At 47.3% G+C, this 15,055-nt stretch carries 17 protein-coding genes; 6 read left to right on the top strand and 11 right to left on the bottom strand.

The window, feature by feature from the left end:
* The first annotated feature begins 12 nt into the window (after positions 1-12).
* Positions 13-588, top strand: a complete 576-nt coding sequence (locus tag CWB99_RS13515; RefSeq protein ID WP_138551622.1) for a GNAT family N-acetyltransferase — start codon at positions 13-15, stop codon at positions 586-588.
* A complete protein-coding gene (locus CWB99_RS13510) occupies positions 585-1,160 on the top strand; it encodes an FMN-binding negative transcriptional regulator (RefSeq protein WP_138551621.1) in 576 nt (191 codons plus the stop codon). Before CWB99_RS13515 ends, CWB99_RS13510 begins: the two co-directional genes overlap by 4 nt.
* Here the strand turns inward: CWB99_RS13510 and CWB99_RS13505 are convergent.
* Positions 1,144-2,361, bottom strand: a complete 1,218-nt coding sequence (locus CWB99_RS13505; protein WP_138551620.1) for a serine hydrolase domain-containing protein — start codon at positions 2,359-2,361, stop codon at positions 1,144-1,146. The genes CWB99_RS13510 and CWB99_RS13505 overlap by 17 nt on opposite strands.
* Positions 2,362-2,383: 22 nt before the next feature.
* Here CWB99_RS13505 and CWB99_RS13500 point away from each other — a divergent pair, with 22 nt between their 5' ends.
* Genes CWB99_RS13500 through CWB99_RS13490 form a run of 3 tightly spaced genes read left to right on the top strand, consistent with a single transcriptional unit; the run spans position 2,384 to position 3,529 of the window.
* The gene (locus CWB99_RS13500; RefSeq protein WP_283235362.1) at positions 2,384-2,605 is read left to right on the top strand and encodes a DoxX-like family protein; all 222 of its coding nucleotides are present in this window, start codon (positions 2,384-2,386) and stop codon (positions 2,603-2,605) included.
* A complete protein-coding gene (locus CWB99_RS13495) occupies positions 2,602-3,114 on the top strand; it encodes a GNAT family N-acetyltransferase (RefSeq protein ID WP_138551618.1) in 513 nt (170 codons plus the stop codon). Before CWB99_RS13500 ends, CWB99_RS13495 begins: the two co-directional genes overlap by 4 nt.
* 10 nt (positions 3,115-3,124) lie before the next feature.
* A complete protein-coding gene (locus tag CWB99_RS13490) occupies positions 3,125-3,529 on the top strand; it encodes a hypothetical protein (protein WP_138551617.1) in 405 nt (134 codons plus the stop codon).
* A 44-nt stretch (positions 3,530-3,573) separates the two neighbouring features.
* Here the strand turns inward: CWB99_RS13490 and CWB99_RS13485 are convergent, their stop codons facing one another.
* The 7 genes from CWB99_RS13485 to CWB99_RS13455 all read right to left on the bottom strand — a co-directional run bounded on the left by CWB99_RS13485 (position 3,574) and on the right by CWB99_RS13455 (position 13,004).
* Positions 3,574-6,180 carry a serine hydrolase gene (locus tag CWB99_RS13485; RefSeq protein ID WP_171045338.1) on the bottom strand — a complete coding sequence of 869 codons (2,607 nt, stop codon included), beginning with the start codon at positions 6,178-6,180 and terminating at the stop codon, positions 3,574-3,576.
* 211 nt (positions 6,181-6,391) lie between these two features.
* Positions 6,392-7,474 (bottom strand): hypothetical protein, encoded by a 1,083-nt coding sequence (locus tag CWB99_RS13480; protein ID WP_138551615.1) that lies wholly within the window; start codon positions 7,472-7,474, stop codon positions 6,392-6,394.
* Between the two features lie 2 nt (positions 7,475-7,476).
* Positions 7,477-10,008 (bottom strand): ABC transporter permease, encoded by a 2,532-nt coding sequence (locus CWB99_RS13475; protein WP_138551614.1) that lies wholly within the window; start codon positions 10,006-10,008, stop codon positions 7,477-7,479.
* A complete protein-coding gene (locus CWB99_RS13470; protein WP_138551613.1) occupies positions 9,999-10,661 on the bottom strand; it encodes an ABC transporter ATP-binding protein in 663 nt (220 codons plus the stop codon). Before CWB99_RS13470 ends, CWB99_RS13475 begins: the two co-directional genes overlap by 10 nt.
* 111 nt (positions 10,662-10,772) lie before the next feature.
* A complete protein-coding gene (locus CWB99_RS13465; protein WP_138551612.1) occupies positions 10,773-11,123 on the bottom strand; it encodes a hypothetical protein in 351 nt (116 codons plus the stop codon).
* 141 nt (positions 11,124-11,264) lie between these two features.
* Complete coding sequence (locus CWB99_RS13460) at positions 11,265-11,600, bottom strand: hypothetical protein (RefSeq protein ID WP_138551611.1); 336 nt, start codon at positions 11,598-11,600, stop codon at positions 11,265-11,267.
* Positions 11,601-11,693: 93 nt separating this feature from the next.
* Entirely contained in the window at positions 11,694-13,004 is a 1,311-nt protein-coding gene (locus CWB99_RS13455; RefSeq protein ID WP_249331894.1) for an ABC1 kinase family protein, read from the bottom strand.
* Positions 13,005-13,650: 646 nt separating this feature from the next.
* Between CWB99_RS13455 and CWB99_RS13450 the strand changes: the two genes are divergently transcribed.
* Positions 13,651-13,974: a hypothetical protein gene (locus CWB99_RS13450; protein ID WP_138551609.1), complete on the top strand. Its 324-nt coding sequence runs from the start codon at positions 13,651-13,653 to the stop codon at positions 13,972-13,974.
* A gap of 7 nt (positions 13,975-13,981) precedes the next feature.
* Here the strand turns inward: CWB99_RS13450 and CWB99_RS13445 are convergent, their stop codons facing one another.
* The 3 genes from CWB99_RS13445 to CWB99_RS24055 form a co-directional block, all read right to left on the bottom strand.
* Complete coding sequence (locus tag CWB99_RS13445) at positions 13,982-14,410, bottom strand: hypothetical protein (RefSeq protein ID WP_138551608.1); 429 nt, start codon at positions 14,408-14,410, stop codon at positions 13,982-13,984.
* A gap of 48 nt (positions 14,411-14,458) precedes the next feature.
* Positions 14,459-14,785 carry a hypothetical protein gene (locus CWB99_RS13440; protein WP_138551607.1) on the bottom strand — a complete coding sequence of 109 codons (327 nt, stop codon included), beginning with the start codon at positions 14,783-14,785 and terminating at the stop codon, positions 14,459-14,461.
* Positions 14,786-14,817: 32 nt separating this feature from the next.
* A partial coding sequence (locus CWB99_RS24055) for a hypothetical protein (protein WP_171045337.1) occupies positions 14,818-15,055 on the bottom strand: 238 nt, incomplete at its 5' end.

Raw genomic sequence — 15,055 nt, 5'->3', positions numbered from 1 at the left:
AGGAAAAAGCGGATGTTGAAATCGATAACTCTGTCATCAGAAAAAGTACGTCTGGAACCGCTCACCCGGGCTCACCTGTCACACTTGCGTGATTTTGGCGAACAAACCGCGCTCTGGACTTGGGTGCTGGATAATTATTGTCAGTCAAATGAAAAGCTTACACAGTGGTTTGAACAGTCTGCTCAGTTTGATCCCGATACTCAGTTACCTTTGGTGATTGTCGACAGAGCAACCAACAGTATTGCGGGCAGCACACGTTTATTCAGACTGCACCAGACGAACCTAAGTGCCGAAATTGGCCATACTTTTATTGGCGAACAGTGGCAGCGCAGCCACATAAATACGCATACGAAGTACTTACTACTCAAGCATGCTTTTGAAACTCTGGGCCTGGTGCGCGTGCAGCTGCGTACGCATGAGCACAATCAAAAGTCACGGTCGGCTATCGCCCGTTTGGGTGCGCAATTTGAAGGTTTAATCATGAAGGATCAACGTATTGCAGCTGATGCATTTCGCAATACCGCCCAGTTCGTTATCACCGATGACATGTGGCCTCAGATAAAAAACCAACTGGAGGGCTGGTTATGAGTTATCCACGTACCGCATTTTCTGAACACAACTCAGAGCGCCTGTGGCAACTGATTACAGAGCATCCACTTGCGACTTTAGTTGTTGGGGAGTCTGACACGCCTTTTGTGCATATGTCTTTAAGCCTGAACAATGAAAAAACCCACCTACTGGGGCATGCCAACCCGGCGAATCCACTTACCAGACTGGACAAAACACACTTGCATGTTTTGTTCAGAGGACCGGATGCTTATTTATCCCCTGCTCAGGTACCCGGGCTGCCGCTGCCAACCTGGGATTACGCCACAGTTCATGTCCACGGACAACTCTCGGAAATCACACATCCAGAGGAAAAACGTTCTGCGTTACTGCACCAGCTAAAGCAATTTGAGTCGCCCGTTAATTCCTGGGATATGTCGGTACTCAGTGAAAGTCAGATTGCCAAGTTATTTTCTCAGCTGTTCTTTTTCAAAATGGAGATAGAGTCAATAACAGGCACTTTTAAACTGAGCCAGAATAAAAATAGCGACGTCCGCCAAGCTATAGCGCACCTGCTTGAAGCTCAGGGCAATCCACTTAGTCGCTATTATTAGCAGCAAAATGTGCGATCAGTGTTTGTGTCAGTGCCATAACCGGTTCATCACACTCATCCTGAGCCCCACAATTGGCGATCAACCCGATCGCCACATCCTGCTCGGCCAGATAGACACTTTGTGTAATATAGCCAAACTCATTGCCGCCATGATGATACAAGACACCGTCATCGTGCTTTTCAATCATCACCCCTAAGCCATAATACAGCTCCCCGTACAAAAAACTCGGCAACCAATGAGCTGTTTGTAAATGTGCATCGTCGACCATATTGCGATAAATGCGCTCATTAACAGGGGGCTTTTTAACAACGATGGCTTTGAGTAGCTTTGCCATATCCTGTGCGCTTGATGCAACCGGCGCATCTGCTAATGCCGTATTCACAATCAGCTGTTTTGTGTTGTAACGCTGACGGTATGGCAGCACAAAGTCGGGCTCCTCCATGTTAAAGAAATAGCCAGATGCCACTTCATCTGCCGCGACGTCATACCCTTTTACGAAGGTCTCTGTTAATGCCAGAGGCTCAAGGACATGCTCGTGTATTAACTGACCAAGCGATTGTTTTAACTTGTTTTCTATAACCACGCCCGCCAGTACATACCCCGAATTCGAATAGGCGAACCCACGGCCTGGTTCAAAATAAGCAGGCTGTCCCAGAACAAACTGCAATGCAAAACGGTTGCCCTTGCGGTACGCCTCGTCTGCCAGTTGCGCTCGAATAAAATCCAGCTCACCCACATCATTGTATTCAACGATCCCGGCGCTGTGATTTAGCAGCTGGCGCAATGTCATAACTTCAAGATGCTGAATGCGACCTGCTATATCTTCGGGCACCCAGGGCAATACCGGCTCATCGAGACTTAGTAACTGTTTATCGTCCAGTATAGCCACCAGCAAGCCAATCAGCTTTTTGCCTGCACTGCCATTGGGGATCCGGGTCTGGCTGGTCATGGGAATCTGAGTCTGGAGGTTGGCATATCCGGCGCTACCATAATAGCGCTCACCTGATGTTTCAATATACACGCTTACACCCGGGATAAAGTCCGATACTAAATCTACCAGCAAGGGGTCTATCTGCCTGTGAAGACGGTTTTCAGGCTGCCTGACTTCACCATATGCAGCGCGTTGCGTCCCACCACAACTGCTGACTAACCAGATCAGCATGGCAAGCCACACACCTGGTTTCCCCGTTTTAATACCCATCAGTTGATTTCCTTGTCTATTATTGTGCCTACAAACTACTTTAAATTTCGGTACAAATACATACACTAGGCATTATATCTATATGAATATTATTGCACTGGTTGGCTTATTACTGGCGGTAGCCGTATTGCAACCTGTGATTTTGTTTGAAGCATTTAATCCACTGACCACCAACCTTCCCCTGATAGTGCTAAGCGCTTTATTATTGCCCAAAGTGCCGTTTAAAAAAGACAACTTCTCATGACTAAAAATAACCAACACAATTATGAGATCCGACATGCAAAACCCCAGGACTGTCAAAGCCTCGCTTTACTGGCTGCTCGGGTCTGGCTGGACACTTATGCCAGAGACCAGGTTAAGCCTGAATATATCGAGTATGCGAACAACACCTTCACCTCTGACTATTTTCGGTCTTTGCTTGAACGGCCTGACTACCGGCTACTTGTCAGTGAGCAGGCTGGCGTGTTACAAGGCTTTGTACTACTCAATCTTAGTGCTCACTATCAGACACCAGACAATGGCTATGAAGTCGAAAAACTTTACGTAGACAAGCCATTTCAGGGCGCAGGGCTGGGTCGCGCTTTGCTAAAGCAGGTCGCGCGGCAGTTTGGCAAGCCCATGTGGCTTTACACCTGGACAGAAAATGCAGCCAACCAGTTTTATCGTCGGCTGGGTGCTCAACAAATAGGTACTCTTAGCTTTGAGGCATTTGGTAGTACAATCAATAATAACGTTTATAAAATCTCCCTATAAGGAACATATAATGAAGTACATACTCCTGATTTTCTTTTTTGCGTTGCTAAGCGGCTGTCAGACCACATCACCAGAGCCTGGTATTACAGGCGACACTGAATATACTTCAAGCGACCCTGAGTATGGTTTTGTGCCACACAAACCTATCAAACTGGGCGGCTTTTTGCGCGGCTCCAAGTATGAAGGCAGCCATATTGACTACTTTCAGAGCCTGACCGGTCCTAATGGCGAGCCCGTCGAGGTAAAACGACTTGGCAGCTGCTGCCCGTTCGAAGATAAATCTATGCTATTTGGCGGTGGTATGCTGGATCAGTATGAACTTAGCTATGAGGGTCAGAAAAAGCCCGTCACGATTTATGTAAACTTGTATCAATTTGAAGCACCTAAAGCACCACAAGGCTTCACTTTGCTATAGCAAAAAGGAGGGCATAAGCCCTCCTGCCGTATCACGAGGATAAGTTACTCCTGATGCGCCACACCGGCACGATAGAATGCAGCCAGGTGTGTTTGTAAACGCTGCATGTTTGACCCATTACCCAAGGTACCATCCTCTGCATTGGCAAGTGCAACTATGCCCGTCTTAGTGTAGGGGTTGTAGCTCATAATGGTATGGGTGCCAGGATCTCCGCCATCATGACCCACAAATGGGCCTTGCCAGAACCAGAACAGCCCTTGTGTGTCCATCCAGTAGGTGGGCACATCGGTTTGCACAGACAACATAGTCGCAATACTTTGCTCACTCAATACGCTGGCATTGTCCAGTGTGCCTCCCTCACTGATGGCAATTAAAAAACGAGCCAGATCGTGCGCGGTGGAATTCAGGTCTCCGTCAAAAAAAGTCGGGTAGCTGAATTCAGGCACATAATGCGCAACACCTTCGTTATCTATGGTGTATTGAGGTGATTTTGGGTTTTCTTCTGACAACTGAGTATAATCCCAGTGGGTATTATTCATTCCCAGCGGGGCAAACAGGTTCTGCTGCATATGCTCTACCAAACTGATATTAAGTAGCTTCTCAACGGCATACCCCGCCAGGCCAGCGCCCACATTGCTGTAATTATGAATACTACCTGCTGGCACACTGCCTTCACCTATATAAACATCCTCACTATAGTACTGACCATCTGGTAATAAATAAGCCTGATAGAACTCTGTCGAATCTGTCAGTGTGGTCTCTTCACAACTTTCATGACCTCCCTGAGCATATAAAGACAAGTTGGTACCGTGAATATAGTAGCTGCAGTTGTATTGCGACGTATCCCGGATGCCTGAGGTATGTGTCACCAAATGTCTCAGCGTGATATCGCGCTCTGAGTTTGGATGGCCTACCTCAAACGGCAAATTCATTTGAGACAGCGGAGTGTCCAAATTGAGTTGACCTTGCTCTATCAACTGCATCAAGCCAGTGCCCATTACCGCTTTACTGGTTGAACCAACATTCATTGGCGCATGAGCTGTCATGGGTTGATTGGTCTCAAGGTTCGACACACCATAACCCTTTTCGAAAATGACCTGGCCATCTTTGATCACAGCCACAGCCACACCCGGAATGTCCATCTCAGTAAGGCTCTGAGTGAAGGTCTGGTCTACGCCGGTAAAGTCAAAGCCGCGACTCGGTACCACACCCGAGGTTTGCATTGCATAATCAAGCACGTTATCAGACATCCATTCGACTTCTTTAGTTGCATAAACGGGCACAGAGATATCAGGCGTTACACCCGTGACTTCGAGCACCTGATCGTTAAGGTCTGAATAGGTTTGATGGCTCAATGAACCCGTCCAGCCATTGGGGAGCTTAAAGTCCAGTGCATCTGACACAGCGCCATTAGTCGCACCGCCGATCAAAGTCACATGTGGCAGGGATTTGAGGGTTTGAGTCAGCACTTCACCTGCGCTGTAGGCCAGCTCGCCGGTCAGCACATACACAGGTTTAGTATAAGCCTGGTCGGGCGCCGCTTTGAGTGTTAACGCCTGCTTATCCTGCTGATAATCGGCATTAAGGATCTGCTTGTATGCCACCGTCTGTGCTTTGTCATTAAAGAATCGCGCAATTTCGAATGACACACCATCAAATCCGCCATCATTTACTCGCAGATCAATGATGATCCCATCGCTGTCAGCTAAGTCTTTCATCACTTCGGTCATTAAAGTGCGGGTATCTTCGATATCTTGCTTCGCATGCGGAATAACCGCAAAGAACTCATCAACCTCAGTCTCTTCGTTCGCCAGCATCGCAGCCTCACGGTCTATCCGAATATAACCTAAATTGCCTTCCAGTATGCCCCACCCCAGCGCATTACTGTCTTTGTATCGGGTCAGCTTTTTATCTAGAAGATACAAGCCAGTCATTCTGGCAAATGCACTCAGCTGTCCGTCATAAGCTTCGTCGATATGATCTTCCCACTCATCGCCATGGCGTTGCTGCATAAGCCAGGCTAAATCTTCATACAACTCGGTGCCACCTTCACCCGAGATCTCAAAACGTTTGTCATCTGTGAGTGACACATGCGTGTCGTCAAAATCTTCAAGCATGGCCTCAAACACGTTCGCAAGCTGCTCCGCTGATGTGTCGGCACTGATCTGTGGTCGATACGCCGTATAGGCTGCCTGCCAGTTAATGTCTCTGAGCTCAAAAAACGCATAATAGTCGTTAAATGTGTGCCAGAAATACTCAAAGTTTGCCACCGGATCATCACCGCTGAGACGCTGCTTAGGTTTACATTGCTCGCGCATTTCGGGCTGCTTTTCAAACACCCAGTCGTTGGTCGCATAAGTGGTTAGCGTCAATGTTGTTTTGTCACTTTTGAGATGCTGATCCAGCTCGTCCAGTTCTTTATAAGGATGCTCTTCAACCAGTACACATCCAAAACTGTTGTACTGAAAACGTCGTAAATTGTCGGTATCAAACTGCCATAAGTTGCCAGTGCCCTGTTGCACCCAGATTCCCTTGTGCTTTGTAAGCGCATGATCATCATTACTGTTACCACATCCTGCCAATAGTAACGCTGCACTTACCAGACTAAGTGGCATCCACCCCTTCGCTTTTTTACCCATCAAGTCAAACATACCTTCGTCCTTTTCCATTTAATTACAATCCAGCTCAGAGTGTCTGAGCTGCTCCTAATGAGGAGACTTAAGGCTAAATGAACGAGGTGCACAATTCTGTAGAATGCTTAGCTAAGGTTGTTCAACTCTGTAGCGAACTGTCAACAAGTGTACCTTAATGTGGTATTTACCGCTTTAAAGTTGGTATTTCATATAAACTTTCTCACTCTGTTCATTGTCGTTTAAACTGCCCGTCATGCTCTTGTAAATAAAGCGCAAAGTCTAACTCAAGCGTTCTATTGGACATCAGGGACAACACACTGCCAAGTCCAACTGATGCACTGACACTGTAAAGATCTGGACGCCCGTCACCATTAAAGTCTCCATAGCCAAAATCCAGTAGCTCATCGTCCAGCTGTAAAATTGCAGAGGGCGTGTCTGAGACTTGCCAAACACGGGTTGCCGGGTTCAAAAACCCGGGGAATACCAAAAGCCGGTGGGAGTCACCTTCGCCCGACTCTTTAACGAGTGCATCAATAACCCCGTCACCAGTGGCATCCACCAGAGCACCAAACTGACGCGAATTATCTTCATCTGCAGCAGCAAATGACCAGCTCAGCAAGCTGTCCGAAAATCCGGTCTCGGTGCGCCTGAGCGCAAATATTTGCTCGTCGATGGCAAACGTCAGATCCGCCAGCTTATCCTGATTGATATCCAGGAGGGCAAAGTGCCCTGGCAACGAAATCGTCAGCGCGTAGTTTTCAGATTGATGTGTACTCAACGCGTAGGTGTGATCAAGCTTCACCTGCTGGTGATGAAAACGGCCATTGTGTTGTTGCAGTAACAGAGTTAACTGACCGAAATGCGGCAGGATAAAATCACTCAGGCCGTTTTCATCCAGATCCATACTGAAACGAATATCTCGCAGTGTACTCAACAACCAGTGAGGACTTTGCTGATATAAGTGTGGTGCTGTTACAAGCGGCGTTAATCCGGTTTTTGTATATCGATATATGCCATCTTCTGCCAGCACCACAGGAACAGGCGCAGATTCACCGGCCAACACCGCTAAGTCCATCGCTACGGCCCTAATATCGGATGTCCCGAGTGTTTTCACAAATTGATACCCTACTTTGTCATATCGATAGGTTTCAACCTCACCCGCTTCCCCAGCTAACCACAAATGCCGGGCCTCTCCCTGCTGCCACTGTAACGGCAATGCACTGCCCAACATGTGTGCCTGTGCCAGACATGGAAACCCCAGCACCCCTGCAAGCAATAACAATAACCAGTAAAACCAAAGTGGTAAATTCATTTTCATTGTCCTTCTTTGAGTAATCCAATAGGGCTGCGGCATAGTTGTTTGCGACTTAGCAAGATACCGCTGGCAGCAATGGCCAGTGCGATGGAGAGCGCTTCCACCAGCATCATCAATACGCTGCCCTGATAGGACATCGCCAGATTCTGCTGATAAAATGCATCAACAAAGCTGTATATGGCTGCAACAGCACACAAGGTGGGGATCAAAGTGACCGTTAGCCACTCAATCAATAGGATCCTGAAGCCCTGGTTTTGTGATAAGCCAAAGCTCAATAACAGTCCGTTACGGGTTTGATCTTTTTCCATATGAGTCCGAATTGCCGCAACCATCAGAAGATTACTAAGCAAGGCAATAAAGACGCTGTAACTCATGACCAGTGCAATCAGTGCCCTGACCTGACTACGTATTTTACCCAGTAACGCATCCAGTGTGACAAGACGGAGTTGGGGATGTTCACGCCATAGCCCCCCAATCGCCGAAGTACCCGCTGCGTTGAGCTCGATGCTACCCATATGATAAACAGGCCCATTCAAAAGAGGTGTCCTGCTTTGTTGCAACACAAACCAAAAGGTCACCGAGCTTCCTCCTGGTTTAAATTGATGAACAGAGTTAATTGTGGCTGAAACCCGCTCACCAGCGACATCAAAATGGACTGTGTCACCAAGCGACAGGGCTAATTCAATGAATACCTCGTGATCGACAGAGACACCCGCCTGTGAAGGGCTCGTATCCCAGCTTCCCTCTGTCAGTCTGATGTTTTCAGGCATCTCAGCATGCCAGTGTAAGTTAACTGGCTGTTCCAGACGCCGCTGAGTATCACTGGGCTGCACACCCCGTTCAGACAGCGCAATGTCGTTAAAGTGGGTTACCTGAGCCAGCTGAAAGGGCTGCATTTCTTTGATACTGCCCTGATACCGATCAACAAACGCTTCGAGCGCTGTTTTTTGTTCCTCATTGGCACGACTGACAAACACATTGCCCTGATTCTGATAAAGGTAGAGCTCCAGCATATTAGTCACATCCCGACCCATATTGATACACAGCAGCAGTAAAGTCACACTTAAGCCCAACGCCGTGATTTGTACCAATTTGACCAACATCCGCTTACGCAAAAGCAGCATACTAAAATGCGCCAATACCCAGCGTTTTGGCATCAGATAGCCACTGAACTTCAGCACCAGCCAGGTGACAAACAAGACCAATACCACACACAAACCCAGTCCACCCAACAGCATGCCACTGAGTAGCCAGTTGTCGGTATAAATCAGGATCAGCGCAACCAGCAGCCCTACCGGGCTTAAAATCGCAAACCAGCGCATATGCGTCTTTTCGGTGCACTGCTCAATCAGCAATCGAATATCACCTCTGAGTAACACCAGCCACATAGGCAATGCTATAAAAAAGTACACAGCGGTCGCCAAAGCAACGGCACCCAATAGATCTTGCCAGTGCCAGTAAAGCGTAAACCCATCCACATAGTATTGCGCCAGATGACTGACACCATAACTTGCCAGCAAGGCGAGTAAGAGTGCGGGGATCAAACTGAGTATAAGAATAATTGCACCTGCGCTGATTGCTAAAGCAGGCAACATACGACGCTCCATACCACAGGCAAGCAGTACAGAGACGCTTTTTTTGAGTGGCTGGATCTGTACCTGACTACACAACCACAGGATCAGCACAGTCAAAAGCACAATAAGCAAACTGAGTAACCCGAGGAAGTTCTGCACTCGCTCCCAGACTTTGGCAAGTGGATAATTGTTCAGGGATTTACTGATCACCTGAACGCCAGGTGCACTAGACTGAAATTGTCTGATGGCGGCACTCAGTCCGGTGTCATGCAGCATCAGAGATCTGTTTAGATGCGGCGTCAGTTCACCGTCGGACAGACTCAACTGAGACACCATGGCGCGCATATCACTGCCAAGGCCTTCAAGGATCCTGTCAGGTTCAAGCAACAGCAACGCGGAGACACGCAATGGCGCTCCGTTTAGTTCTAGTGTATCTCCCAGCTCCAACGCCAACGCAGCAGCTAACCTTGGCTCAAGCCAGATCTCCCCCAGCCCGGGGCCTTGCTGCATAAGCCGCGCATCGAGCCCATGACTATCACTGATGTGAATGTCTCCCTGAATCGGGTAGCTGCTGTCCACGGCCTTTAGAATGGCGCTTTGATGCTGCGCGTGATTGCTGAGCGTTACACGATACTGAGACTGCAGGCTGGATTTAGTCGCATGTGTTGTTATCCAGTCCAGCTCTGCCTGTTGCCAAGGCCGCCTTACAGTCACTTGCGTGTCTGCACCGAGCGTCGATTGCAGATTTTGCACCAAAAACCGCTCTACGCCTTGTCCCAGCAAGCTGCTCAGTAGCAAATAAACAAATAACACACACAGGGCAGCAAGCGTTAGCCAGTATTTACCCTGCAGAATCTGTCTCCAGAGCAAGGAGTTGAACACCCTGAGCGCATGTATTGGCGACATTGCCTGGTGGCGAGCAACGGGATCAGATGTCATCGTCTGTGCTAGTGACATGGTGTCAGCCTCCCGTGGCTGAGACGATAAGCTCTGTCCATACGCCTTGCCAGAGCCATATCATGGGTCACTAAAATCAATGACGCGCCGCTTTGCCTGGCGCCTGCCAGCATGAGCGTGATCACCTGTTCTGCGGTTGTCTCATCCAGATTACCGGTTGGCTCGTCTGCAAATAGTATTCGCGGCTGGACACACAGAGCGCGGGCAATCGCGACCCTTTGCTGCTCTCCCCCGCTTAACTGAGTCACCCCCTGGCGCTGCCGCTTTGCCAGGCCCATCTGCGTTAACCAATGAGCGGCCTGCATGGTGGCATCTTTATGGCCTCTGAGCTGTAGCGGTAATGCGACATTATCGAGGGCATTTAACTCGGGCAATAAATGAAATTGCTGGAACACAAAGCCACACTGGGACAGTATCTCGGAGGCTTTAAAAGTCTGATTTTCAAAGCGGTAGCATACGTGGCCCGATTGCGTTGCTTGCAGACCCGCAAGCAACGACAACAAAGTTGATTTGCCGCATCCGGAAGCACCAACAATAGCAATATGCTCTGCAGCTTCAACGCGCAGTGACAAAGCATTGATCAGGGGTAGTTGAGTACCGTTATGTAACTGTATGGTGTGGGTTAGGTCGCTGACCTCGAGTGACAGAGCCATGCCTGAATCCTTGAATCAATAATCGTGGATCCAGCATGCGCTCTTAGGTGTGAAAGGAACGTGAAATAACAACCGCGCTTTGTTGTGTAGTCACGCAGCAGCGCATTATACCTATTCGGCAATCAATAGCTTTATTTTACACTCTTTAGAAGACAACCCTGTCCAGTCATTGTTTTCATCACCGTAAATTAGTACTTTAGTACCTGCGTGATAAGCCGAAAGCGCAGCACTATAGACATTACTATTGGTACTGGATGCTTTATCCAGCCAATAGCCGAATGGACAATTTTCTAACCCTGCGCCAATTTGCGATTCCAGTCTGATTAAAAAGACGTTATCGGTATAGTCCGCCCAAGTGTATAGCTTATCAATTTTATAATACCCACCACTTGTAACATCCGCCTGAGCACCCAGTGAAAAAAGTGCCATAACACTGGCAAAGAAAACCTTTTTTTTCATCATTTACAACTCTATCTGTCTGTATAATAAAGGTAACGGGCGGCCATTTTAGCATTGCCAAATGACAATCTAACTTTATTAGATATTATCGGCTTGGTTTAGCCAAATGTACTATCGCCCCTAGACTGTATCCTTATTAAGTCACTAAAAGCGGTTTTCCTGTAAAGATATCAGGCTTACTTCACAATCATTAGTGGCTGATGTCAGGCGTACTTTTTTGCCCGACATATAGGCTGCCAATGCCAGACTCAAAAAGTGATCAACCTTATCTGTACTATGTTTGCTGTAGGTAATCGTCGCCGTTTTATTGCAACCCGCCAGCTCATATTGCACATCATTATTGAAATAGAGACGAATCGTTTTGTCGTTAGAAAAGTCGTATACTTTCACCCCTTTCAGCGTACCCAATCCAATATCAGTTACTGCTAAAGTCGTGGTAGAAGCGAGTGCTATAATCGATCCCAGTAGGTATTTTTTCATCGTCATTTCCTTTTGCATTAATTTGGGAACACAGGGTAGCTCAAAATAGGTTTGACGACAATCTGACAGCTCACTGAACGGCAAGATGCGGTGTTAAACCTGAATTTCATTGAGCAAAGGGCTGAGCTCAACTTTCGCCTTGAGTCTCGAGGCTATCAAATATAATCCAGCCAGCTTGCGATGAATAAACATGGCATCTACCGGTGGGGTATGCCACTGCCGGGACTGAGTGCTCAACGCTCTGCCCTGTTCACTGATCTGCTTTGCCAGGCCACTGGAGGCAAAATCAAAGGGTCCACTTGCTCTGAGCGGTGAAATAGCCAGCTCAAACAAAGACAACACGGCATTTTGGTAGTGTGGATCTATATCATCAGAAAAATAGCCTATCTCACAAGCGGCCTCTTTTAGTTTCTGTCGGTTCTGCGCAGCGCCGGCCTGAAGGAGCTTTTTGTAACCCAGGCACAGTGAAGGAGAAATGATCCTGGTGGCACCAAAGTCGAGCAGTACAATCTGATCTTTGTCACGGTTGTACTGGTAATTGGCCAGGTTAGGATCTGTCTGGACCATTCTTAACTCAAACAGTTCGGTGAAAAACAAGGCTATCAAGCGATAAGCTAATTGGTCGCGCTTTGCCTGCGGTAAAGACGTCATAGCTTCAAGCGGCTCACCCTGAACAAACTCCATCGTTAACAGGTGTTTTGAACTCAGCGCAGGATAGCTCTTCGGTACCTTAAAATGTGGATTATGCGCAAGCGCCTGCTCAAATGCACTCAGCGCTTTTGCCTCCTGATGATAGTCGGTCTCCACCAGCAGCTGCTGCTTTGCCTCTTCAACCAGCGGCGTTATGTTCAGAGTTTTTGGCAACAAACCTGAGAGCTTGATCAGGCTAACCACATTGTCTACATCACTGTGGATACTGTCGGCGACACCCGGATATTGTACTTTAATCGCTAGCGGCAAACCCTGTTCAGAAGTTGCCTTATGGACCTGACCAATTGACGCACGGGCAAAACTATTTAACTCAATATGGCTAAACTTATCCAGCCAGTCGGGGCCAAGCTCTTTTTCCAGGGTCGCAACCAATTGCTTGTGTGGCATCGGGGCCGCATCAGAGCGAAGTCGTTCAAGTAACACAGACAGCTCAGCAGGTAACAGCTCACCGGCATCCATAGACAATAACTGGCCTAATTTCATAGCCGCACCACGCAGGTGAGATAACTTCTCGGCTACCGCATGGATATTGCCAGGCTGTAGCAATAACTCAGAGCGGCTTGCTTTTTGACCGCTTAATGCCTGCTTGGCACCTGCAATCATCACATTAGAAGCAACTTTACCCGCCAGACCGCCAAAATGTGCGAGCCTGCTTAGCCTGCCCGATGGAACGCGCCGCGATTTGTTATTCAAATTTCCACTCCTGTGTCTTGATGTAACTCTTTTTACGTACGATCCCGACATTTTGTTCAGATGGTGCAACTAAAGAGTATATCGCCTGGCGTTATTTCCTAACTCATTGAACTCATTGAACTCATTGAACTCATTGAACTCATTTAGCCTTGTCTGATTAGATCGCAAAAGACTGAACTTTGAAAGAAAAGCGTATCATTAACTGGCGTGATTACAACAAAGCCCTTATCGCCAGAGGCACATCCTGCTGTGGTTTTACGAGGATCCGATTGTGCAGTGGAACAACAGGCGGAAAAGGGCGATCTAGCCATTCCTCTAAGCTGTTGGTTGAGGCCAGCCTGACCTTACGGGCTGTAAGTCGCTAAACAAGACTCAGGCGTTGTATTGATTGTTAAGAAAAGCACTAAATAGCGATACTAACGTAGAATTGAAAAACCTTCGAAGACAAGAAGCTTGATATTAAAGTCTGGATAACCAATGCATCAGATCACCAGACACCTAAAGAATTTATGTGATGTTATCCACCGTTTTTGTGACTTTGCTGTGAGTAAATCCGCCCTACACTAGGCCAAGCAGCTATTATACTTGCGTTATGGTAACCAATATGTAAAATTTCATAATTCGTATTTTAGGGAAAAGCAAATAAATGAAACGTACGATTTTAGCTATTGCTGCTTCAGTTATGATCACCCCAGCAGTTGCAACAACAGGCGGAGGCGATCAAGGCGGCCCTCCAGTGCTTATCGCAACGGGTGGGGTTATCATTAAACCTGATACACACTTAATAGCCACAACTGGCGGTGGAAACCAAGGCGGCGATCCTGCATCAAATATGGTTGCATCGACTGGTAGCAAGGGCTCTGGCCCTCGCCTAACTGACACAGGCGGCATTATTATCATTGACCCGGCATCACAGGTACTCGCAACAACGGGTAACGGTGATAGAGGCGGAAAACCCATCTTCGCTTAATGACTTATCAAGCGCTCATCACTGGGCGCTTGCTTAGCTCAGCTGCCAGCGCTTCGGTCGAAATCACCCAATACTTTTCCACGACCTCTTTAAAGCCCAACCTGCTTGCGAAAGCACTGGAGTTAATGTTTGTTTGCTCCAAGGCAATACTGCGAATGCCGTACCTGCCTGACACTGTGCACAAAAATCTGAGTAGATCTGAGCCATGCCCCTGTCTTTGCTCCTTAAATGCGAGCCGAGCAATAACCAGTTGGCTTTCATTGTGATAACCCGACTTATACCTCAGGTACATTGAAACGCGACTTCTGTCTATGGATATGGTTTTGTGATTCAAGGCGTTCACTTTACCCATTGCCTTTTTGTAACGAAATCTCGCTTTAAGGTACGCATGAAGTTCATCAAAGAACAAATCCACTTCTAGTGCCTGTTCCTGCATTATCTTCACTCCCTTATATTCCAATTTAGTTTGATGCGTAAAATAAACCTATCCTTCATCAACACAATTAGAAGCAATAATTTTCACATGTGTGACTCTATCTCGAGCAAAGGTAAGTTCGACTCCAGATAAATTGGGGCAGTTGGTTAGTTCTCTTATTTTATCAGCATCAGAATTGCTAATTAATTTTTTGATAGCTAGGGAACCTACATCTAACGCAATCGGAATCATACCTACATTAGATACATCTCTTTGTGCAGCCTTTTGAATAACCGACATCAGCTCTGTGTTATCTATCAAATCATCGACACTAGGTGAGTCTGTGCATGCTAATAAAAGTAAAAGGGCAAACCCCGATATAAATACATTTTTCATTTTTCGCCTCCACATTTAACGTTTTCCAACTATTACGCTTTTAATGGGCTGTGATTAAAAAACGGCTTCAACTCTTCAAACTCCATTAAGGCATAGTACTCTTCTGGTTTTATACCTATTGCCACAAAAGAAGCGTCAAGGCCTGGAATACTTGATGTAATATAAGCGCGACCGATCCCCCTGTATGCTTTAGCCCCCTGGCTGATTTCAACCTCATCACATGAGCCTTCGATTTTAAACCACTCCTGGGTGTACTGGTCAAGTCCAACC

Origin of the sequence: Pseudoalteromonas rubra (genome assembly GCF_005887095.1) — a bacterium.
GTDB lineage: Bacteria > Pseudomonadota > Gammaproteobacteria > Enterobacterales > Alteromonadaceae > Pseudoalteromonas > Pseudoalteromonas rubra_E.
This window is presented reverse-complemented; position numbering and strand designations above follow the sequence as displayed.